This window comes from Klebsiella sp. 28, assembly GCF_018223905.1.
Taxonomy (GTDB): domain Bacteria; phylum Pseudomonadota; class Gammaproteobacteria; order Enterobacterales; family Enterobacteriaceae; genus Klebsiella; species Klebsiella pneumoniae.
In genome coordinates this window covers 1-18,417 of record NZ_JAGRQY010000037.1, presented here as the reverse complement: position 1 = coordinate 18,417, position 18,417 = coordinate 1, and the positions used below count along the sequence as shown (strand labels likewise).

The 18,417-nt window shown below is 55.0% G+C and carries 18 protein-coding genes, 3 tRNA genes and 2 pseudogenes; 16 read left to right on the top strand and 7 right to left on the bottom strand.

Annotated features, from left to right (window positions below; genetic code table 11):
- Positions 1-403: 403 nt before the first annotated feature.
- From uvrY to KHQ28_RS07265, 8 genes are all read left to right on the top strand, one after another.
- Complete coding sequence (gene uvrY, locus KHQ28_RS07300) at positions 404-1,060, top strand: UvrY/SirA/GacA family response regulator transcription factor (RefSeq protein WP_002911539.1); 657 nt, start codon at positions 404-406, stop codon at positions 1,058-1,060.
- A complete protein-coding gene (gene uvrC / locus KHQ28_RS07295; protein ID WP_002911538.1) occupies positions 1,057-2,889 on the top strand; it encodes an excinuclease ABC subunit UvrC in 1,833 nt (610 codons plus the stop codon). Before uvrY ends, uvrC begins: the two co-directional genes overlap by 4 nt.
- 57 nt (positions 2,890-2,946) lie before the next feature.
- Positions 2,947-3,495, top strand: coding sequence for a CDP-diacylglycerol--glycerol-3-phosphate 3-phosphatidyltransferase (gene pgsA / locus KHQ28_RS07290; RefSeq protein ID WP_002911537.1), 549 nt, complete (start codon positions 2,947-2,949; stop codon positions 3,493-3,495).
- 150 nt (positions 3,496-3,645) lie between these two features.
- Positions 3,646-3,721, top strand: a tRNA-Gly gene (locus tag KHQ28_RS07285).
- 40 nt (positions 3,722-3,761) lie between these two features.
- Positions 3,762-3,835 (top strand) — tRNA-Cys (locus KHQ28_RS07280).
- Positions 3,836-3,848: 13 nt separating this feature from the next.
- A tRNA-Leu gene (locus KHQ28_RS07275) sits at positions 3,849-3,935 on the top strand.
- 227 nt (positions 3,936-4,162) lie between these two features.
- The gene (locus KHQ28_RS07270; RefSeq protein ID WP_004180444.1) at positions 4,163-5,044 is read left to right on the top strand and encodes a dihydrodipicolinate synthase family protein; all 882 of its coding nucleotides are present in this window, start codon (positions 4,163-4,165) and stop codon (positions 5,042-5,044) included.
- Positions 5,045-5,142: 98 nt separating this feature from the next.
- Positions 5,143-5,811 (top strand): YecA family protein, encoded by a 669-nt coding sequence (locus KHQ28_RS07265; protein ID WP_023316206.1) that lies wholly within the window; start codon positions 5,143-5,145, stop codon positions 5,809-5,811.
- A 24-nt stretch (positions 5,812-5,835) separates the two neighbouring features.
- Here the strand turns inward: KHQ28_RS07265 and tyrP are convergent, their stop codons facing one another.
- Complete coding sequence (tyrP, locus tag KHQ28_RS07260) at positions 5,836-7,047, bottom strand: tyrosine transporter TyrP (RefSeq protein ID WP_004151453.1); 1,212 nt, start codon at positions 7,045-7,047, stop codon at positions 5,836-5,838.
- A 191-nt stretch (positions 7,048-7,238) separates the two neighbouring features.
- Between tyrP and KHQ28_RS07255 the strand changes: the two genes are divergently transcribed.
- Positions 7,239-7,478: a YecH family metal-binding protein gene (locus tag KHQ28_RS07255; protein WP_004175410.1), complete on the top strand. Its 240-nt coding sequence runs from the start codon at positions 7,239-7,241 to the stop codon at positions 7,476-7,478.
- Between the two features lie 35 nt (positions 7,479-7,513).
- Here KHQ28_RS07255 and ftnA read toward each other — a convergent pair whose 3' ends face one another.
- The gene (gene ftnA, locus KHQ28_RS07250) at positions 7,514-8,011 is read right to left on the bottom strand and encodes a non-heme ferritin (RefSeq protein ID WP_004141101.1); all 498 of its coding nucleotides are present in this window, start codon (positions 8,009-8,011) and stop codon (positions 7,514-7,516) included.
- Positions 8,012-8,068: 57 nt separating this feature from the next.
- Positions 8,069-8,248 carry a hypothetical protein gene (locus KHQ28_RS07245; protein ID WP_020956668.1) on the bottom strand — a complete coding sequence of 60 codons (180 nt, stop codon included), beginning with the start codon at positions 8,246-8,248 and terminating at the stop codon, positions 8,069-8,071.
- 171 nt (positions 8,249-8,419) lie between these two features.
- Here KHQ28_RS07245 and KHQ28_RS07240 point away from each other — a divergent pair, with 171 nt between their 5' ends.
- Positions 8,420-9,058: an RpiB/LacA/LacB family sugar-phosphate isomerase gene (locus KHQ28_RS07240; protein ID WP_002911528.1), complete on the top strand. Its 639-nt coding sequence runs from the start codon at positions 8,420-8,422 to the stop codon at positions 9,056-9,058.
- A 49-nt stretch (positions 9,059-9,107) separates the two neighbouring features.
- Here the strand turns inward: KHQ28_RS07240 and KHQ28_RS07235 are convergent.
- Positions 9,108-10,529: pseudogene (locus KHQ28_RS07235) on the bottom strand (MFS transporter).
- Between the two features lie 150 nt (positions 10,530-10,679).
- Between KHQ28_RS07235 and KHQ28_RS07230 the strand changes: the two are divergent.
- Entirely contained in the window at positions 10,680-10,931 is a 252-nt protein-coding gene (locus KHQ28_RS07230) for a DUF2766 family protein (RefSeq protein WP_002911524.1), read from the top strand.
- Positions 10,932-10,968: 37 nt separating this feature from the next.
- Here KHQ28_RS07230 and KHQ28_RS07225 read toward each other — a convergent pair whose 3' ends face one another.
- Complete coding sequence (locus KHQ28_RS07225; RefSeq protein ID WP_002911522.1) at positions 10,969-12,480, bottom strand: MFS transporter; 1,512 nt, start codon at positions 12,478-12,480, stop codon at positions 10,969-10,971.
- Between the two features lie 65 nt (positions 12,481-12,545).
- Here KHQ28_RS07225 and KHQ28_RS07220 point away from each other — a divergent pair, with 65 nt between their 5' ends.
- The gene (locus KHQ28_RS07220; RefSeq protein WP_004148869.1) at positions 12,546-12,704 is read left to right on the top strand and encodes a succinate dehydrogenase; all 159 of its coding nucleotides are present in this window, start codon (positions 12,546-12,548) and stop codon (positions 12,702-12,704) included.
- A 70-nt stretch (positions 12,705-12,774) separates the two neighbouring features.
- On the opposite strand, the gene KHQ28_RS07215 is transcribed toward KHQ28_RS07220, so the two are convergent.
- Together KHQ28_RS07215 and KHQ28_RS07210 are read right to left on the bottom strand one after the other, a co-directional pair.
- The gene (locus KHQ28_RS07215; protein WP_004175413.1) at positions 12,775-13,284 is read right to left on the bottom strand and encodes a non-heme ferritin-like protein; all 510 of its coding nucleotides are present in this window, start codon (positions 13,282-13,284) and stop codon (positions 12,775-12,777) included.
- A 437-nt stretch (positions 13,285-13,721) separates the two neighbouring features.
- Positions 13,722-13,817 (bottom strand): annotated as a pseudogene (locus tag KHQ28_RS07210) (hypothetical protein); the annotation flags it as partial.
- 361 nt (positions 13,818-14,178) lie between these two features.
- Between KHQ28_RS07210 and KHQ28_RS07205 the strand changes: the two are divergent.
- The 4 genes from KHQ28_RS07205 to otsB form a co-directional block, all read left to right on the top strand.
- Positions 14,179-15,159 carry an arabinose ABC transporter substrate-binding protein gene (locus tag KHQ28_RS07205; RefSeq protein WP_002911518.1) on the top strand — a complete coding sequence of 327 codons (981 nt, stop codon included), beginning with the start codon at positions 14,179-14,181 and terminating at the stop codon, positions 15,157-15,159.
- Between the two features lie 62 nt (positions 15,160-15,221).
- Complete coding sequence (gene araG / locus KHQ28_RS07200; RefSeq protein ID WP_032418795.1) at positions 15,222-16,736, top strand: L-arabinose ABC transporter ATP-binding protein AraG; 1,515 nt, start codon at positions 15,222-15,224, stop codon at positions 16,734-16,736.
- A 14-nt stretch (positions 16,737-16,750) separates the two neighbouring features.
- Complete coding sequence (gene araH / locus KHQ28_RS07195) at positions 16,751-17,731, top strand: L-arabinose ABC transporter permease AraH (protein ID WP_002911507.1); 981 nt, start codon at positions 16,751-16,753, stop codon at positions 17,729-17,731.
- A gap of 161 nt (positions 17,732-17,892) precedes the next feature.
- Positions 17,893-18,417, top strand: a 525-nt coding sequence (gene otsB, locus KHQ28_RS07190; RefSeq protein ID WP_211777578.1) for a trehalose-phosphatase, incomplete at its 3' end; no start/stop codon positions are given.

Sequence of the window (18,417 nt, the reverse complement as noted above, 5' to 3'; positions counted from 1 at the left end):
TATACCACAAGCGACAGAAAAAAAAGGTGTGCTTAATTTCTGTTCTCTCATCTGAGCTGTGAATGTTTTGATGCTTCGGATAATACGTAATAGCCGTCGGCAAGCCAATAATTTCCCCCATCTATTTAGCTCGTTAATAATTGTTACATATTTTGCTTCGTATTTATGCGCTACGTAATCTGTTGTGTTTTTTGTGCCTTCTGTATGAGTATTGTTAAAAAATAAGAGCCGGGCAACTGACTGTTCTCAATGACTTTCCACTTAGTGTGCACAGACATTGCCATAAATGAGAGCCAAATCGAGGCGAGGGCATTTTTTTGCCTTTTAAAATAGCAATAAAACCCGGTAATATGTGGGAGATAAAGTATCAGTAGCGTTATCCCTCATTCTGGAGATTATTCCTTTGATCAACGTTCTTCTTGTTGATGACCACGAACTGGTGCGCGCAGGGATACGACGCATTCTGGAAGATATAAAAGGGATTAAAGTCGCTGGCGAAGCCTGCTGCGGCGAGGACGCCGTCAAGTGGTGCCGGGCTAATTCCGCAGATGTCGTCCTGATGGACATGAACATGCCTGGGATCGGTGGTCTTGAAGCGACGCGCAAAATCGCGCGCTCCGTGGCGGGCACCAAAGTGATCATGTTGACCGTGCATACCGAGAATCCTTTACCTGCCAAGGTCATGCAGGCGGGCGCGGCGGGCTATCTCAGTAAAGGCGCCGCGCCGCAGGAAGTGGTGAATGCCATCCGCTGCGTCGCGTCCGGGCAGCGCTATATTGCCTCCGATATTGCCCAGCAAATGGCGTTAAGTCAGATTGAACCCGAAAAGACAGAATCGCCGTTTGCCAGTTTGTCTGAACGCGAATTGCAGATTATGCTGATGATCACCAAAGGTCAGAAGGTGAATGAGATCTCAGAGCAGCTAAATCTGAGTCCTAAAACGGTTAACAGCTACCGCTATCGGATGTTCAGTAAATTAAACATTCATGGCGATGTCGAGCTGACCCACCTGGCAATTCGCCATGGCCTGTGTAATGCGGAGTCGTTAGCAAGCCAGTGAGTGATGTTTTTGACGCAAAAGCTTTCCTGAAAACGGTGACCAGCCAGCCCGGTGTGTATCGGATGTATGATGCTGGCGGAACCGTCATCTATGTTGGCAAAGCCAAAGATCTGAAAAAGCGGCTCAGTAGCTACTTCCGCAGCAACCTTGCGTCGCGTAAAACGGAAGCGCTGGTAGCGCTGATCGCGCAAATCGACGTGACCGTCACCCACACCGAGACGGAAGCGCTGCTGCTTGAGCACAACTATATTAAGCTGTACCAGCCACGTTACAACGTGCTGTTACGCGACGATAAATCGTATCCTTTTATTTTTCTCAGCGGCGATACTCATCCGCGTCTGGCGATGCATCGCGGCGCCAAACATGCGAAGGGCGAATATTTTGGTCCTTTTCCCAACGGCTATGCCGTGCGCGAGACCCTGGCGCTGCTGCAGAAAATCTTTCCCATCCGTCAGTGTGAAAACAGCGTCTACCGCAATCGCTCCCGCCCCTGTCTGCAGTATCAGATTGGTCGCTGCCTGGGGCCGTGCGTGGCCGGGCTGGTCAGCGAAGAAGAGTATGCTCAGCAGGTAGAGTATGTGCGGCTGTTTCTCGCCGGCAAGGATGACCAGGTGCTGACCCAGCTCATCGCGCGGATGGAGAAGGCGAGCCAGAACCTGGAGTTCGAAGAGGCCGCGCGCATCCGCGACCAGATTCAGGCCGTCCGCCGCGTGACGGAGAAACAGTTTGTCTCCAACACCGGTGACGACCTCGACGTGATCGGCGTCGCCTTCGATGCCGGCATGGCCTGCGTGCATGTGCTGTTTATCCGTCAGGGCAAAGTGCTGGGCAGCCGAAGCTACTTCCCGAAAGTGCCGGGCGGCACCGAGCTGGGAGAGGTCGTGGAGACCTTTGTCGGCCAGTTCTACCTGCAGGGCAGCCAAATGCGCACGCTGCCGGGGGAGATTTTGCTCGACTTTAACCTTGGGGATAAGACGCTGCTGGCCGACTCGCTGTCGGAGCTGGCGGGTCGTCGAATCAATGTGCAGACTAAGCCGCGCGGCGACAGAGCGCGTTATCTTAAGCTGGCGCGGACCAACGCCGCGACAGCGTTAACGACCAAATTGTCTCAGCAATCGACCATTCATCAGCGTTTGCAGGCGCTGGCCAGCGTACTGGAGCTGCCGGCCGTCAAGCGAATGGAGTGTTTTGACATCAGCCACACCATGGGCGAACAGACCGTAGCATCCTGTGTGGTGTTTGACAGCAATGGCCCACTGCGCGCGGAGTATCGGCGCTACAACATCACCGGCATTACCCCTGGCGATGACTATGCGGCGATGAATCAGGTCCTGCGCCGTCGCTATGGTAAAGCGATTGATGACAACAAGATCCCGGATGTGATCCTGATAGACGGCGGCAAGGGACAGCTGGCCCAGGCGAAAGCCGTGTTTGCTGAACTGGACGTCCCCTGGGATAAACATCATCCGCTGCTGCTGGGCGTGGCGAAAGGTAGCGATCGAAAAGCGGGTCTGGAAACGTTATTCTTTGAGCCGGAAGGGGAAGGGTTTAGCCTGCCGCCGGATTCGCCGGCCCTGCATGTGATCCAGCATATTCGCGATGAATCGCACGATCATGCGATCTCCGGGCATCGCAAAAAACGGGCGAAAGTGAAGAGCACCAGCTCGCTTGAGACTATCGAGGGGGTGGGGCCGAAGCGTCGTCAGATGCTGCTGAAGTATATGGGTGGGCTGCAGGGGCTACAGCAGGCCAGCGTCGAAGAAATTGCTAAAGTACCGGGCATCTCTCACGCTCTGGCAGAAAAGATCTTCTACTCGTTGAAACATTAGGGGCTCTGTAGCAACATAGGGCTAATTTTTACTTACAACAGATAGTTACCCGTCACTATGCAATTTAATATCCCTACGTTGCTTACTCTGTTTCGCGTCATCCTGATCCCGTTTTTTGTGCTGGCGTTTTATCTGCCCTTTAGCTGGGCGCCGTTTGCCTGCGCGCTGATATTCTTTGTTGCCGCGGTAACCGACTGGTTTGATGGTTTCCTCGCTCGTCGCTGGAATCAGAGCACCCGTTTTGGCGCCTTCCTCGACCCGGTTGCCGATAAAGTCATGGTGGCTATCGCCATGGTGCTGGTTGCCGAACACTATCACACCTGGTGGGTCACGCTACCGGCGGCGACCATGATTGCCCGTGAGATCATTATCTCCGCGCTGCGTGAGTGGATGGCGGAGCTGGGGAAACGCAGCAGCGTGGCGGTCTCATGGATTGGCAAAGTGAAAACGACCGCCCAGATGACCGCCCTGGTATGGATGCTGTGGCGTCCTTATCCGTGGGTGGAGTGGGCCGGGATCGTGCTTTTCCTCGTGGCGGCGGTGCTGACGCTGTGGTCGATGCTGCAGTATTTGAACGCGGCGCGCGGCGATTTGCTTGATCAGTGATCGTTTCGCCGTTATTTTCAGCAAACGATACAAAGTTGCGAAAAATACCGTTGACTCACCGCGAGAGATAAGTAGAATGCAACGCATCGAACGGCGGCACAGTCTTCCAGACGATAACAAAATCAAGTGATTAGCAAATAACTTGATGATGCGGGAATAGCTCAGTTGGTAGAGCACGACCTTGCCAAGGTCGGGGTCGCGAGTTCGAGTCTCGTTTCCCGCTCCAGATTAACAGCATCGGCAGTTGCGGGTGCTTCAGTATTAAAGGCGCGTTAGCAAAGCGGTTATGTAGCGGATTGCAAATCCGTCTAGTCCGGTTCGACTCCGGAACGCGCCTCCACTTTATATCCCGAGCCCGGATGGTGGAATCGGTAGACACAAGGGATTTAAAATCCCTCGGCGTTCGCGCTGTGCGGGTTCAAGTCCCGCTCCGGGTACCATTGGGAAATACAGAATAATCAAAGCAATAAGCAGTGTCGTGAAACCACCTACGGGTGGTTTTTTTGTTTCTGTACTTTCGCTTTCTGATACCTTTCCCGCCAGCCTGACGCCACGGCGTTTTTCGGTTAACTCTTGCCTTACAGTCAATTTCTCATTTGTCCCAGGACAAAACGATCGCGCCTTGCTACTATCAAACGGACTCTCAGCCCAGCCTGCCGGAGGCAGCATGTTCAGTGGACTTTGCGCATTTCCTTTGACACCTTTGCATCAGCAAGATTTTGATGAAAAAGCGTTTATTCGTATTCTCGCCCGTCTTACCGATGCCGGAGTCGACTCTCTGGGCATCTTAGGTTCAACCGGTAGCTACGCTTATCTCAGCCGTGAGCAGCGCAGACGAGTGGTGCAGGTGGCGAAGGCGCATGCGGGGTCGATCCCGATGATGGTCGGCGTCGGCGCCATTGCGACTAACGAGGTGCTACGCCTGGTGGAGGATGCTCAGGAGGCAGGGGCGGATGCGTTATTACTGCCGATGATGTCCTATCAGCCGCTTTCCGCGGAGGAGATCTTTGCCTTTTACGAAGAAGTCTGTCGGCATGTCTCGGTGCCGGTTTGCCTGTATGACAATCCCCGCACTACCCACGTAATGCTGGCGGATGAGCTGCAGGGGCGCATCGCCGCCTTGCCGGCCATTGCCTCGATTAAAATTCCCGGCCTGCCCGCGCCACAGGCGAGCGAACGTGTAGCGGCCCTGCGTCAGCATCTTCCCTCTCGCGTTACGCTTGGCGTCAGCGGCGATGCGTGGGCCACTGCCGGGTTGCAGGCCGGCTGCGAAGCCTGGTATTCGGTCTGCGGCGGACTCTTTCCCCGCTGCTCACTGGCGCTGGTAAGAGCGATACGTAGCGGCGATGTGGCGCAGACTGCGGCACTGAATGAGCAGCTGGCCCCCCTATGGCGATGCTTTGATCGCTATGGTGGTAGCCTGCGAGTGATAGCCAGCGCCGCAGCGATGCTCGGACTCTGCGATCCAGACTCGCTTCCCCGTCCTTTGCTTTCGTTAGGGGAGGAGGCCTGTCGTGAGGTGGCGTCGGCGCTGCGCGGCCTGGCCTGATCGCGTATCGTTGACACCGGCGCAATAGGTATCGCCGGGTGGCTTTCTGTCGGCAATTCGGCTACTGTAGGCCCGATTTTTACCATGCGAGCCTGTGAATGAATACCGGACCTTTGAACGAAAACGAACTGGAATGGCTGGATGACACTCTGGCGAAATACGCCGCCGAAGGCGCCATTCTGGATGTCTCTGAACTGGATGGCCTGCTGACGGCGATCCTCTCTGCGCCGACCGACATCGAACCCGCTCAGTGGCTGCTGGCGATTTGGGGCGGGGCGGATAATGTCCCGCGCTGGGCCAACGATCGCGAGCGCGATCGCTTTGTCAATCTGACGCTGCAGCATATGAGCGATATCGCCGAACGGCTGGAGTCTTATCCCGATCAGTTCGAACCGCTGTTCGGCACCCGCGAAGCGGAAGGTCAGGAGCTGACCATAGTCGAGGAGTGGTGCTTTGGCTATCTGCGCGGCGTGGCGCTGAGCGACTGGTCGACGTTGCCCGCTGAACTCCAGCCGGAGCTGGACGCTATCGCGCTCCACGGCAGCGAAGAACAGTTTAGCGCGCTGGATAATCTGACGGCGGATGAATTTATCTCCAGCATCGAGCGTATCACGCCGGCGGCGCTGGCGCTTTACCAGTACTGGATAGCGAATCCGCAGCCGGTGGAGGCCCCGCAGCCAATAAGAAATGAAGCGAAAGTCGGACGCAACGATCCCTGCCCATGCGGCAGCGGTAAAAAGTATAAGCAGTGTTGCTTAGCGAAATGAACAAGGGGCCAGCAGGCCCCTTTTTTATCCCACCGCGGGCAACAACCCGGCAGCGATGCTGAACTGAATAGCCACGATGCCGATCCCGCACAGCAGAACCAGCCATAGCGTCGGTGCGCCGCCGGCGACCCGCCAGGTAGCCTGCGGATGCTCTCGGCGACTCTTCATGACCAGCAGAGCCGGCATTATCAGCGCCAGCACGGCTAATGCCACCCCGGCGTAGCCGAGGGCCATGACGAAACCGCGGGGATAGAACAGGGCGAACGCCAGCGGCGGCAGGAAGGTGATTATCCCGCTCTGCAGACGCCCGCCGACGCTGTTTTTACGCTGAAACATATCCGCCAGATAATCAAACAGGCCGAGCGAGACGCCGAGGAATGACGTCGCCAGCGCAAGGTCGGCAAACAGGTGAACGGCCAGCTCCACATGCGGTGACGCCACCACTTCGCGGATCGCCTCCAGCAGGCCGTTCAGACCAGCGTTATTTGCCAGCAGGGCGGTAAAGGCCGGGGCGTCGATACTGCCCAGCGTCGCCAGCTGCCAGAAAATATAGGCCACCAGCGGAATAAAGCTGCCGATGATAAATACCCGGCGCAATTTGCGAATATCCCCCCCCAGATAGCTGACGATGCTCGGGACGCTGCCGTGAAAACCAAAGGAGGTGAAAATCACCGGAATGGCCGACAGGGCCAGGCCTTGCTCAACCGGCAGCGTCAGCAGGTTCACCTGATGAATGTGCGGCATCAGCAGAGCCAGCATAATCACCAGGAAGACGATTTTGGCGCTAAACAGGAAGCGATTGAACAGATCCACCAGCGCGGTGCCAATGCACACTACCGCCCCGCCGAGGAGGGTGAAGATCAGTACGCCTGCGGCCGGTGGTAGCTGCCAGTCCAGCCACTGGTTGAGGCTGGAAGCGAGTAATTCACCGGCGCCACTGATATAGGCTGCCGTGAGGGCGTACAGCAGAAACAGCATGCAGAATCCGGTAACCCACTGCCCATAACGGCCCAGATAGCGCGCCGCCAGAGAACCGAGCCCCATATCGGCAGGGACATGCTGGTAGACTTCCAGCAGCAAAAGGGCGGTATAGCACATCAATGCCCACAGGGTGAAAAGTAAACCCAACGTGACGGTAAAGCCGACGCCTGCGGCGGCCAATGGCATTGCCAACATTCCTGCACCGATGGTGGTGCCAGCTACGATTAAAATACTGCCCAGAGTGCGGTTTTTCACGCTTTTCGCTATCCCTACAGCAAATAACAATAAATTATGCCGCGCAGAGTAGGGGATATTACGGCTTTCGTCAAATCGGGATTACAAGTTGTGTAATGAAATGTTTACATAATAAGAGGGCGAAAGCCTGCGCTGGCGCAAGGCGCGGGTTGACGGTCTGGCCTAAGCTGGCGGTTTTTGCAGGAGGGGTTATGTCTTCTATTCATGGTCATGAAGTTTTACAGATGATGCTCGCCTCGGGTGAGTCCTGGACGGTCGCCTCGCTGGAGGCCGCCATTCGCCGCCGCTTTGGCGAAGAGGCGCGGTTTCACACCTGTTCAGCAGAGAATCTAAGCGCCGCACAGCTGGTGGCGTTTTTAGAGAAAAAAGGCAAATTTATTGCCAGAGAGGAAGGTTTTACTACCGCAGAAAATAAGATCTGCCGACATTAAGAGGGCCGCGACACGGACTGTCGCGGCGCGGGGGATTAATTCTGCGCGTCGAGGGTAGCCAGCTCTTTATCGATAAAGTACAGACCTTCGCCGCTTTTTCCAGCGAGGGTCAGTTTATCGATCACCGATTTAAATAATTTCTCTTCTTCATGCTGTTCAGCAACATACCACTGCAGGAAATTAAAGGTCGGATAATCCTGGCTGGTCATGGCCGCGTGCGCCAGTTCATTTATTTTTTGCGTGATCAGCTGCTCATGCTCGTAGGTCTGGCGGAACAGCTCGTCGAGTGAGGCATATTCGGCAAACGGGGAGGCGATAGCGTTGATCCGCGGCAGGCTGCCGGTGTCGGTTAGATAGTCGAACAGGCGCTGCATATGGGTCATCTCTTCCTGAGCATGGCGACGCAGGAAGGCCGCGGCGCCTTCAAAACTGTGGTAACTGCACCAGGCGCTCATCTGCTGATAAAGAAGAGAAGAATAGAGTTCAAGATTCATCTGTTCATTCAGTTTGTCAATCATGTCCGTTTTCAGCATCGTTGCACTCCTGGAATTAAATAATAGATGTTATTGGCTGCCACTATAATTTGTTATTTAATTATTTGCAAAAAGTAAATTTAAAAATGTTTTATTTAAAATGCTAATGGGAATAACACGCATTGGCAGTTTAATAATAAATGAGAATGCTTTTAATTTATTATTCATTATTGCCTGGGCGGTCAGGACTTTGTCGCCGGCGGGTGGTAAGGGAGGACGAAGAGGATACGCCAGCATGCAGAGGGCTGAGGTCAACAGACAGGGGGAGCTTGCGAAAGTGTGAAGCACTGCGTAAATTTTAAAACAACTTTTCATAAAATTTGAAAGTTTGTTTTCAAGGTAGTAGAGTGCAATCAACGCCAATGACATTCTGCGGGCAGGCCCGCACAGCATTCAGGAGAGTAAACCATGAAGATTGCACTGATGATGGAGAACAGCCAGGCGAACAAAAACGCCATCATCCTCAAGGAGCTTAACGCGGTTGCCGACGAAAAAGGATTCCCGGTCTATAACGTCGGCATGAGCGATGAGAACGATCATCATCTGACCTACATCCATCTTGGGATCATGGCCAGTATTCTGCTGAATTCGAAAGCAGTTGACTTCGTGGTCACCGGCTGCGGTACCGGTCAGGGGGCGCTGATGTCGCTGAACATCCATCCGGGCGTGGTCTGCGGCTACTGTATCGATCCGGCGGATGCGTTCCTGTTTGCCCAGATCAACAACGGTAATGCGCTGTCGCTGCCGTTTGCCAAAGGCTTCGGCTGGGGCGCCGAACTGAATGTGCGGTTTATCTTTGAAAAAGCCTTTACCGGCCGCAACGGCGAAGGCTATCCGCCGGAGCGCAAAGAACCGCAGGTGCGCAATGCCGGGATCCTCAACCAGGTCAAAGCAGCAGTAGTAAAAGAGAACTACCTCGATACCCTGCGCGCCATCGATCCGCAGCTGGTGAAAACCGCAGTCTCCGGCCCACGCTTCCAGCAGTGCTTCTTCGAAAACTGCCAGGATAAAGCAATCGAAGACTTTGTTCGCCAGATCGTCGCTTAACCGTCATCAGGGCCAGCGCCGCTGGCCCTTCCGTCGTTTATTTTTTCTTCTATTTCTTCTTCTCCGACACGCTGCTGCCGGCCGTTTTGGCCAGATGCAGGCTGTCGATCATCCCTACCAGACAGATCAAGGCGATAAACACAAACGACAGGCGGAAGCTGATCCCCGGTAGTTCAGTAAGATGCAGCCAGTCGCCGACCTGCTCGCCCAGGCGAATGCCAATCGCCCCGAGCGTGATCCCCAGCCCTACCGCCAGCTGCGACGCGGTACTGAACAGCGTATTGGCATCACTCATCTGCGCGGCGGGGACATCGGCAAAGGCCAGCGTGCTTACACCGGTAAACTAGATTGAGCGAAACACCCCGCCGAGATAAAGGATCAGCATGATGGCCCAGACCGGCGTCTGCGGCGTAAGCAGCGCGCAAGCCAGCAGCGAACAGACGTTCAACGCGCCATTGATCAGCAGTAGCCGACGAAAGCCCAGCCAGCGAATGAGCGGTGTGGTGGCGGGTTTAATGGTTAAATTACCGACAAACACCGCCAGCACCAGCAGGCCGGAATGAAAAGGATCCATACCGAATCCCACCTGGAACAGCAGGGGGAGCAGAAAAGGCACCGCGCTGATGGAGGCCCGGAACAACGAGCCGCCGTACATTGTCACCCGGAACGTCGGTACCTGCAGGGCGTCGAGACGAACCATAGGCGCCGCCGCCCGGCGGAAATGACGAATGGAATATAACAGACAGCCGAAGCCAAGCGCGGCGAGAGCCAGCGTCGGCCAGATCTGCGGCTGGCGATCGCCGAGCCGCTCCATCGCGGTTACCAGACTGACCATCGCGACCGAGGTAGTGATAAATCCGCTGAGATCGAAGGAGCGCCGTTCCGTTTCGCGAATATCAGGGATAATGCGCAGCGAAAGGATGATGGCGGCAAGGCCCAGCGGGACATTGATAAAGAAGATCCAGTGCCAGCTGGCGTAGCGGGTTATAAAGCCGCCCAAAGGCGGGCCGATAATGGGGGCCACCAGCGCCGGCCAGGTCAGGGTGGCGATGGCCTTGATCAGCTGGTGTTTCGGCGTGGTGCGTAGCACCGCCAGGCGACCAACGGGGACCATCAGCGCGCCGCCGACTCCCTGAAGGATACGCATGGCGACAAAGATATGCACCTCGGTGGAGAGGCCGCAGAAGACCGAGGCAAGGGTAAAGATCGCCAGGGCGAGAGTAAAAATAGCCCGGGCGCCGAAGCGATCGGCGATCCAGCCGCTGGCCGGGATCAGGACCGCAAGGGTAATCAGATAGGCGCTGATGCCGATATTCAGTTCGACCGCGGTGACGCCAAAATCCCTCGCCATATCGGGCAGGGCGGTGGCGATCACCGTCCCGTCGAGAAACTCCATAAAAAAGGCACCGGCCACCAGCAGCGCCGGCGCTGAAAAAGCACGTTCATCGCGGGAAGAGATCGCGGTATTCATGTTGTCACTGCCATCAAGAGTGTGATCCTGTGCAAAGCGGCAGGAGACGACCCGCCAGCCAGTAGGGTAGATAAAAAAACCTGCGACGGCAGGTTTTATTATCGTTAATGATTTAGGGTACTATTACGCTCCTGAAAAAAGGAGTAATTAATGTCTCAACATCTTACCGAACACGACGAGCTGGTTTCCGATGTGGTTGCCTGCCAGCTGGTTATCAAACAGATCCTCGATGTCATTGACGTCATTGCGCCGGTGGAAGTGCGTGAAAAAATGACCACTCAGCTGAAAGCTATCGACTTCGCCAGCCATCCGGCCTCTGCCGATCCGGTGACCCTTCGCGCGGTGCAAAAAGCGATCGCGTTGATTGAGCTGAAGTTTACTCCACAGGAAGAAACGCATTAATACCAGGCCTCGCCGGATACCGGCGGGGCCTTCTTCTTTAATGGGAAACGACGGTCTGCGCAGGCGCAGGGGCAGCATCTTTGAACAATTTGCTGTTGCCCCAGCACTCTTCGTAGCGATGGCCGACCAGATCCTCCACGATAACCCGCACGTCCGGCGCAATATCGCTAATTTTGCCGCCCGCTTTTATCCGCGCGACTTCCTGCAGCACCACCAGATGGGCCTTCCGGTCCAGCTTCATCTGCTTGCTGAAGACGATGGCGGCCAGGGCTAATGCGATCACCCCGACGCAGAATACCACTGCGATAGCGGTCACCGCGCTTTCCGGTTGGCTGTGCGCTTTTGACTGGAAACCGTAGAAGCTCAGGATCGCCCCCATCGAGAACACCACAATCGAGCGCAGAATTTTTCCTGAGAAGGTCATGGCGCCGGCATAGATCCCTTCCCGCCGGCGTCCGGTGTAGATCTCATCGACATCGGCCAGGAAGGTGTAAACGGTCCAGGGTATATAGTAAACCCCGCCGGTACCCAGGCCGAACAGCACGGTAATGCCGAACATCAGCACTGTCGCCAGGCCGGACGGTAGATGGAAAAACCACAGCGAGGTATACAGCAGAACCGCGAAAATGACGATCCCCAGCGCCAGGATATAGGGTTTGCTGAAGCCCTTTTTCACGCACAGGCCGATAAACAGCGCCGTAGAGATCAGCTGCAGAATCGAGTTCAGGCTGTTCAGCCCGGCCACCATCGCTGGATCGTGTTGTAGAACGAAGATCACGAAATAGGTGAAGATGGAGGCAAACAGCCATTCCGCGCCAAAGCCGCACAGGTACATACCAAGATGTTTGCGGAATACGCGTAGATAAAAAGTCGAACGCATATCTTTCGCCAGCGACAGCAGGGTGCTCAGCAGTCCTTTTTTCGCGCTGGTTTCCACCTCTTCCCCGCGCTCACGCTCCCAGCTGCACAACCACAGGCAGGAAATAGCGACGATCAGGATCGCGCCATAGGTCAGACCGGTGAGGAAGAAAGGGGTGGCAGAATCTTTGCCATACAGCAGAATGAACTGGCCGGGAATAAACGCCGCGAGGAAGTTGGCCAGCTTACCAAAGATAGCTTTATAGCCGGTCAGTTTTGAACGCAGTGAGAAATCATCGGTCATCTCTGTCGCCAGCGTTTCATAAGGCACCATGATAGAGGTGTAGATGATCTCAAACACCACATAGGTGCTAAGGTAGTACCAGAAACTCAGGCCTTCCACCCACAGCAGCGGGTAGAACATCATCAGCGGAATACCGATTAGCAGAAAGAAACGCCGGCGGCCGAAGCGCTTGCCCAGGCGCGTTTTGCCAAAATTATCCGTCAGATAGCCCATCAGCGGGTTGCTGATAGCGTCAATGATGCTGGCGACGGAGAAGATAAATGAGGCCTCGATCAGCGTCAGGCCGCAAAAGGTCGTATAAAAATAGAGTAGCCATGCGCCGCTTATCGCCAGTGCGCCGCTCCCTAACAGATTTCCGCCGCCGTAGGCTAACTGATGGCGTAACAAGATCGGTCTTCCCTGCAGCCCTTCAGAGGCTGAAGCCGTGTATCTAGCCATAAAAAATAAACCTCGTGTTTTATATTTTTGAAACACTGTTTTTATATTTCTTTATGGTTCGTCAAAAAGTGACCGCGCTCACTAATCCCCCTTATGGGGTAACGGTGATGAGGGAATGGGATCGAGTTAAAACTTTTTTATTCTTGAAAGGAATAATAGGGGAGAAAAAATAGACGTAATGGATTAATAAACCGGGCGGGGCAGCGCAGACGCGCTCCCCCTGGCAGAGCGATAAAGGATTGATTAATGCGCTTTCTGCGCTTCTCCAACGATAGCCATCAGACGCCGATCGGTCTGCTCCATCCCGAGACCGGCTTTATCGGCATTACGAATTTCCTCAAGCACGCTTTGCAATAGCAGGCCATCCTGCTGCTGCTCTTCCGCCAACAGCGTGAGAAACCGCCAGGTGCTGTCATCGCTTTGCGCTTTGGCTTCCTGAGCGAGACCGCTCAGCAGACGACTGCGCTGTTGGTAATCGCTCAGGGTTTGGGTAAACAGATCTTCCAGCGAGGTGCACTCAGGGTTACAGGCGTGGTCGGGATTGACGATCGGCCAGCTGCCGGCTTTTTTCAGGTAGTCAAATACGCGCATAGTGAGGGTGATGCTGCTTTGCGCGCGGGTGCGCAGAAACGTCGCGGCGCCGTCGAAGCGATGTCGGGCGCACCACTCACTTAAGTTCAGGTAAACGTTAGAGGCGTGAAACTCAAGATTCATTTGGGTGTTTAGCTTTTGTGCCATTCCTGGAACTGCCATAAAAAATATCCTTATTAACCGGGAAGGGGTTACTGGTGCGCGTCAGCGGATCCTGCGGATAACTACAAGATAAAATAGTGACACGCGGCACTGTTGCAGAATAATAAAACTCTACACATTCCGTATGAGTCGGGTATTTTTTCCATTTGCCGACGATTTAAGAATACTCGCTCAACGAAATTAAGAAAACTCTCAAGCGCGGTAATTTACGTTTTGTTACACCATTATTTGTGCAAACTACCAGGGCTGAGATTGTGCGCCGTTAGCAGAGGCTCGCTGGTTTCAGATTGGTTATAAGATATAAGTATTTGACTACGAGATTCGTCGTAGAGGAGAACGGAATAAGTTATTTCATTAGTAATGTTTCAGGTTGATGATCATTATTTTTATTTTTTGTTGCAGGCGCTTTTATTATCAAGAGGAATATATTTTTTCTATTCGGAATAAATTACGCCAAAGATCCGTTTTTTCGCGATATTAAGCGGGCCATGTGGCTCAGCGGGGCGAGGTGGGTTGCCATTTGAGTGGCGCACAGGCGATCGCCCGCAGCAACGCCGTCAATCGCTGATGATAACAGTGCTGTAACCCACCGTTAAACATCCTCTGACAACACAAGGATAAGCCTGCTGATGGTATAGATGATCCTGCTATGCCCCGGTAAAATTGTATGACAATTGTGTCATTTTTTATGTCATTTTTTGCTAAATGTATGTACGCAATTACTGTAATTCCGCGATGTGATAATGCTCTCGTATGGAGAAATAATTTCCGGGTATTACTACTCTAACAACGGCAGTGGGGAATGCGATTTTTCTAATGCCTTGTTTTGATGCCGATTAAATTGTTAATTCCGATTTTTCCCTACATGAAAGCGAATTAAAGCTGGAGTTTACCATGCACAAATTTACTAAAGCGCTGGCGGCCATTGGTCTCGCTGCGGTTATGTCACAATCAGCTATGGCGGAAAATCTTAAACTGGGTTTTCTGGTGAAACAGCCGGAAGAGCCATGGTTTCAGACTGAGTGGAAATTTGCTGATAAAGCAGGAAAAGATTTAGGCTTTGACGTTATTAAAATTGCGGTCCCGGATGGAGAGAAAACCCTGAATGCCATTGACAGCCTGGCGGCCAGCGGCGCGAAGGGCTTTGTCATTTGTACCCCCGATCCTAAGCTCGGGTCGGCGATTGTCGCCAAAGCGCGTGGCTATGACATGAAGGTGATTACCGTCGATGACCAGTTCGTCAATGCGAAGGGCAAACCGATGGAGAGCGTACCGCTGGTGATGATGGCGGCGAGCGAAATTGGCGCCCGTCAGGGGCAGGAACTCTATAAAGAGATGCAAAAGCGCGGCTGGGATGTCAAAGACACCGCCGTAATGGCGATCACCGCCGATGAGCTGGATACCGCGCGCCGTCGCACCACCGGCTCCATCGATGCCCTGAAGGCGGCCGGCTTCCCGGACGCGCAAATCTACCGCGTGCCGACAAAATCCAACGATATCCCGGGAGCGTTCGACGCCGGTAACTCGATGCTGGTCCAACATCCGCAGGTTAAACACTGGCTGATCGTCGGGATGAACGACAACACCGTCCTCGGCGGCGTGCGCGCGACCGAAGGTCAGGGCTTTAAAGCTCCCGATGTGATTGGCATCGGCATCAACGGCGTGGATGCCGTTAACGAACTGTCGAAGGCGCAGCCGACCGGCTTCTATGGTTCTCTGCTGCCAAGCCCGGATATCCACGGCTACAAAACCAGCGAAATGCTCTACAACTGGGTCACCAAGGGCGTCGAGCCGCCGAAGTTCACGGCGGTGACCGATGTGGTGTTGATTACCCGCGATAACTTCAAAGAAGAGCTGGCGAAAAAAGGGCTGTAACAGCCTGATTAAACTGGCCCCCGCCGCGGCGCGGGGGCTGAGTGCAGAAGAGCGGAGTCGTTATGCAACAGTCTACCCCTTATCTCTCATTTCGCGGCATCACCATGACGTTCCCTGGCGTAAAGGCCTTGTCCGATATCAGTTTTGACTGCTACCCGGGACAGATCCACGCGCTGATGGGCGAAAATGGCGCAGGCAAATCGACGCTGTTGAAAATTCTCAGCGGCAACTATATCCCGACCGCGGGCCATCTGCAGATCGGCGGCCAGCAGATGGCATTCGCCAATACCATGGAGGCGCTGAATGCCGGCGTGGCAATTATCTACCAGGAGCTGCATCTGATCCCGGAGATGACCGTCGCCGAAAATATCTATCTCGGTCAGCTGCCGCACAGAGGCGGCATCGTCAATCGCTCGCTGCTCAACTATGAGGCCCGCCTGCAGCTGGAGCATCTGGGTCTGGATATCGACCCGGAGACGCCGCTGAAATATCTCTCCATTGGTCAATGGCAGATGGTGGAGATTGCCAAAGCGCTGGCGCGTAACGCCAAGATTATCGCGTTCGATGAGCCGACCAGCTCGCTCTCCGCCAGAGAGATCGACAACCTGTTTCGCGTCATCCGCGAGTTGCGGGAGGAGGGAAGGGTCATCATCTATGTTTCACACCGGATGGAAGAGATTTTTTCCCTCAGCGATGCCATCACCGTCTTTAAAGATGGCCGCTACGTTTGCACCTTTGACGATATGCCGAGCGTCAGCCACGACGCCCTGGTCCAGGCAATGGTAGGCCGCAATCTGGGCGATATTTATGGCTGGAAGCCTCGCCCCTATGGCAAGGAGCGGCTGCGCCTGGAGGAGGTCAAAGCGCCGGGCGTGCGCACGCCGGTTAGTCTCTCGGTGCGCAGCGGTGAAATTGTCGGTTTGTTCGGACTGGTGGGTGCCGGGCGCAGCGAACTAATGAAAGGCCTGTTTGGCGGCACGCAGATAACCGGCGGTCAGGTGTATATCGATGGCCAGCCCGTCTCCATTCGCAAACCGGCCCAGGCCATCCAGGCCGGGATGATGCTGTGCCCGGAGGATCGTAAAGCGGAGGGGATTATTCCGGTGCATTCCGTGCGCGATAACATCAATATCAGCGCCCGGCGCAAGCATATTCACGCTGGCTGCCTGATCAACAACGCCTGGGAGGCGGACAACGCCGATCAACATATCCAGTCGCTGAATATTAAAACGCCGGGCCCGGAACAGCTGATTATGAACCTGTCGGGCGGCAACCAGCAGAAAGCGATCCTTGGCCGCTGGCTGTCGGAAGAGATGAAGGTGATCCTGCTTGATGAGCCAACCCGCGGCATCGACGTCGGCGCCAAACATGAAATTTACAATGTGATCTATGGCCTCGCCGCCTCCGGTGTCGCCGTGGTGTTTGCCTCCAGCGACCTGCCGGAAGTGCTGGGCGTCGCTGACCGCATCGTGGTGATGCGCGAAGGACAAATCGCCGGCGAACTGCTGCATGAAGAAGCCAATGAACAGCAGGCGTTAAGCCTTGCGATGCCAACAGTGAGCCAGGCTGTCGCCTGAGTAAGGAGTAAATGATGTCATCAGTGACTACGTCCGGGGCTACCCGCTCAACCTTTAGCTTTGCCCGCATCTGGGATCAGTTTGGCATGCTGGTGGTGTTTGCGGTGCTGTTTATCGGCTGTGTGATTTTTGTGCCCAACTTTGCTTCATTCGTCAATATGAAAGGGCTGGGGCTGGCGATCTCGATGTCCGGGATGGTGGCCTGCGGCATGCTGTTTTGCCTGGCCTCCGGCGATTTTGACCTGTCGGTGGCGTCGGTTATCGCCTGCGCCGGGGTCACCACCGCGGTGGTGATTAATCTCAGCGAAAGCCTGTGGCTGGGGATCGCCGCAGGCCTGTTGCTGGGGGCGCTTAGTGGCCTGGTTAACGGCTTTGTCATTGCGCGCCTTAAGATCAACGCGCTGATCACCACGCTGGCCACCATGCAGATTGTCCGCGGCCTGGCCTATATTATCTCCGACGGCAAAGCGGTGGGGATCGAAGATGAACGTTTCTTCACCCTCGGCTACGCCAACTGGTTTGGTCTGCCGGCGCCGATCTGGCTGACCGTCGCCTGCCTGGTGGTTTTCGGATTATTACTAAACAAAACCACCTTTGGCCGTAATACGCTGGCTATTGGCGGCAATGAAGAGGCGGCGCGCCTGGCCGGCGTCCCGGTGGTGCGCACCAAGATTATTATCTTTGTGCTCTCCGGTCTGGTATCGGCCGCAGCGGGTATCATTCTGGCGTCGCGCATGACCAGCGGCCAGCCGATGACCTCGATTGGCTATGAGCTGATTGTTATTTCGGCCTGCGTGCTGGGCGGGGTGTCGCTGAAGGGCGGGATCGGCAAGATCTCCTACGTGGTGGCCGGGATCCTGATCCTCGGAACCGTGGAAAATGCGATGAACCTGCTGAATATCTCGCCATTCTCACAATACGTCGTGCGCGGGGTGATCCTGCTGGCGGCGGTGATCTTCGACCGCTACAAACAAAAAGCCAAACGTGCGGCCTGAATTTAAACCGAACTTTTTAGTTTACAGAGTAATTGCCGCCAGCGCCCGTTTCGCTGGCGGTAACTATCAAAAATGGCGAGGTTGGTCACACTGTCTATACTTACATGGCTCACATATAATTAACAACCAGCTTCGGCTGGCCATGATAAGGAGGAAACAGGGTGGATAACCAGATATCTGTACCGCCTGCGCTAACCGGAAACTACGCTTTTTTCTTTGACCTCGACGGTACTCTTGCCGATATCCAGCCGCACCCCGATCAGGTGGTGATACCCGACAGCACGCTGCAGGCGCTCAATGCGCTGGCCCAGCAGCAGGGGGGCGCGGTGGCATTGATTTCAGGGCGCTCAATGGCTGAACTTGACGCGCTAACCCATCCCTGGCGGCTACCGCTGGCCGGCGTTCACGGGGCCGAGCGCCGTGATATCAATGGTAAAACCTACATCGTCTCTCTGCCGACAGCGCTGCGCGATGAGATCGCGGCTGAGCTGACGTCGGCGCTGGAAGCGCTCCCGGGATGTGAGCTGGAGAGTAAAGAGATGGCTTTCGCGCTCCACTATCGCCAGGCCCCGCAGCAGCAGAGCGCCGTGCTGGAGCTGGCGCAGCGGATTGTTCAGCGCTATCCGCTGCTGGCGTTACAGCTTGGCAAGTGCGTGGTGGAGATTAAACCCCGCGGCGTCAACAAA

Excerpts from the sequence above, each read along its gene's own strand:
- KHQ28_RS07240 (WP_002911528.1), top strand. The coding sequence starts at position 8,420 with ATGAAGATTGCACTGATGATGGAGAACAGCCAGGCGAACAAAAACGCC.
- KHQ28_RS07270 (WP_004180444.1), top strand. The coding sequence starts at position 4,163 with ATGTTCAGTGGACTTTGCGCATTTCCTTTGACACCTTTGCATCAGCAA.
- KHQ28_RS07245 (WP_020956668.1), bottom strand. The coding sequence starts at position 8,248 with ATGCTGGCGTATCCTCTTCGTCCTCCCTTACCACCCGCCGGCGACAAA.
- KHQ28_RS07265 (WP_023316206.1), top strand. The coding sequence starts at position 5,143 with ATGAATACCGGACCTTTGAACGAAAACGAACTGGAATGGCTGGATGAC.
- KHQ28_RS07215 (WP_004175413.1), bottom strand. The coding sequence starts at position 13,284 with ATGGCAGTTCCAGGAATGGCACAAAAGCTAAACACCCAAATGAATCTT.
- KHQ28_RS07255 (WP_004175410.1), top strand. The coding sequence starts at position 7,239 with ATGTCTTCTATTCATGGTCATGAAGTTTTACAGATGATGCTCGCCTCG.
- KHQ28_RS07205 (WP_002911518.1), top strand. The coding sequence starts at position 14,179 with ATGCACAAATTTACTAAAGCGCTGGCGGCCATTGGTCTCGCTGCGGTT.
- KHQ28_RS07230 (WP_002911524.1), top strand. The coding sequence starts at position 10,680 with ATGTCTCAACATCTTACCGAACACGACGAGCTGGTTTCCGATGTGGTT.
- ftnA (WP_004141101.1), bottom strand. The coding sequence starts at position 8,011 with ATGCTGAAAACGGACATGATTGACAAACTGAATGAACAGATGAATCTT.
- pgsA (WP_002911537.1), top strand. The coding sequence starts at position 2,947 with ATGCAATTTAATATCCCTACGTTGCTTACTCTGTTTCGCGTCATCCTG.
- araH (WP_002911507.1), top strand. The coding sequence starts at position 16,751 with ATGTCATCAGTGACTACGTCCGGGGCTACCCGCTCAACCTTTAGCTTT.
- araG (WP_032418795.1), top strand. The coding sequence starts at position 15,222 with ATGCAACAGTCTACCCCTTATCTCTCATTTCGCGGCATCACCATGACG.